The following is a 1,799-nucleotide window of genomic DNA, read 5'->3' on the forward strand; positions in this document are numbered from 1 at the left end:
CGCTCCGCCGAACACAAAACGAAGAAAGACATCCTCCGCTGCCTCAAGCGATACATCGCCCGCGAAGTGTTCCGCGACCTCACCACCGACCTCGGAGCACTTGACAAGCTATAGGACCCTCTCGTCGACCTCGACGCGCTCCTTCGTCGCTTGCTCGGCCTGGCGGCTTGCGCTCCTCGCACCTCAGCCTGGATCCGTGGATGGGTGCGGGGTGTCGATGACAAGAAAATGCCCTCTGAGCTGGAATGATTGGTGGTGTTGAGACAACAAAACATTCCAGCTCAGAAGGCATTTTCAGTGAAAGTATCGCACACGTTCTCCGCCGAGTCCGCGGTCTTCGACGACGACAACCTGGTGTCGCACGCCGGGCTGGTACCGGTCATGGCGGTGGCTGAGTCGACCGGGTTGGCGTCCCTGCTGGGCGAACGGGTCGATCTCGGCACCACCCAGGTCGCCTCCGCTGGGGCCAACCTCGAGGCGAAACTGTTGACCGTGATCGCCGGATTATGTTGCGGCGCTGACAGTATCGACGACCTCGGAAGGGTCCGCAGTGGTGGGCACACCCGCCTGTTCGACCGCGTGTACGCCCCAGCCACGATCGGACAAACACTGCGCGAGTTCACCCCCGGACACGCCCGAGCACTCAACGCGGTGATGACCCACACACTGCCGGCGATGTGCGCCACCGCTGACCTGCTACCCACCGACGGATCCCAGATATTTGTCGACATTGACTCACTACTACGCCCGGTCTACGGCTACCAGAAAGAAGGCGGCTCCTACGGGCACGCCAAAATCGCCGGGCGTGAACTCCTGCGCAAAGGGTTGTCCCCGCAGGTCACCACTCTGTCCGCAGCCGGGCATCAACCGGTGATCGCCAACGCCTGGCTACGCGCCGGGCGCACCGCCTCCGGGAGCGGGGCAGCGAGAATGATCGCTGAAACCCTGACCACCGCACGCCGGTGTGGGGCGAGCGGGGAGATCACCGTGCGCGGCGACGCCGCCTATGGCACCGCCGCGGTGATGCGTACCTGTCAACGCCTCGCAGCGACGTTCTCGCTGGTCCTGCGCACCAACACCGCGATCACCCGCGCCATCACCGCGATCGGAGACGACGCCTGGACCCCGGTGCACTATCCCGGGGCGGTCACCGACCCCGACACCGGCGAACTGATCTCTGACGCCGAAGTCGCCGAAACCACCTACACCGTGCAACCGGACTCCGCCCAGCCGGTCACCGCGCGACTGATCGTGCGTCGGGTCACAGCCCACCACCCCGCCGGCACCGACACATTGATGCCCGCGTGGCGGTACCACTCGTTTTTCACCAACACCACCGACGACACCGTCACCGCCGACCTCATCCACCGCCGCCACGCCATCATCGAAACCGTGTTCGCCGACCTCATCGACGGACCACTGGCCCACCTGCCCTCCGGACGGTTCGGCGCCAACGCCGCCTGGCTCGCGCTCACCGCCATCAGCCACAACCTGATGCGCACCCTCGCCGCACTCACCAACACCCCCACACTGCGAGCCGCGCGGGGCGCTACGCTGCGCCGCACCCTCATCGCGATACCCGCCCGACTAGCCCGACCAGCACGAACACCGGTGCTGCACCTACCCCGACACTGGCCCACCCAACACGCCTTCACCACCCTATGGGCCGCGGCCAACACCACCTGACCTGACGTCGCCACCCGCCCACCCACGACCAAGGAACCCCAGTGAAAAGGCTGACACAGGTCAGCGAATACCACACGCCCACAACACAATCAGGCGATCACGCGCCCCAACCC

1 protein-coding gene is annotated in these 1,799 nt (G+C 65.5%); it reads left to right on the forward strand.

Annotated elements, in window-relative coordinates:
• Positions 1-297: 297 nt before the first annotated feature.
• The gene (locus JW364_RS23920) at positions 298-1,686 is read left to right on the forward strand and encodes an IS1380 family transposase (protein ID WP_205333045.1); all 1,389 of its coding nucleotides are present in this window, start codon (positions 298-300) and stop codon (positions 1,684-1,686) included.
• The last annotated feature ends 113 nt before the right edge of the window (positions 1,687-1,799 follow it).

The organism is Gordonia sp. BP-119 (assembly GCF_016924115.1).
GTDB lineage: Bacteria > Actinomycetota > Actinomycetes > Mycobacteriales > Mycobacteriaceae > Gordonia > Gordonia hongkongensis.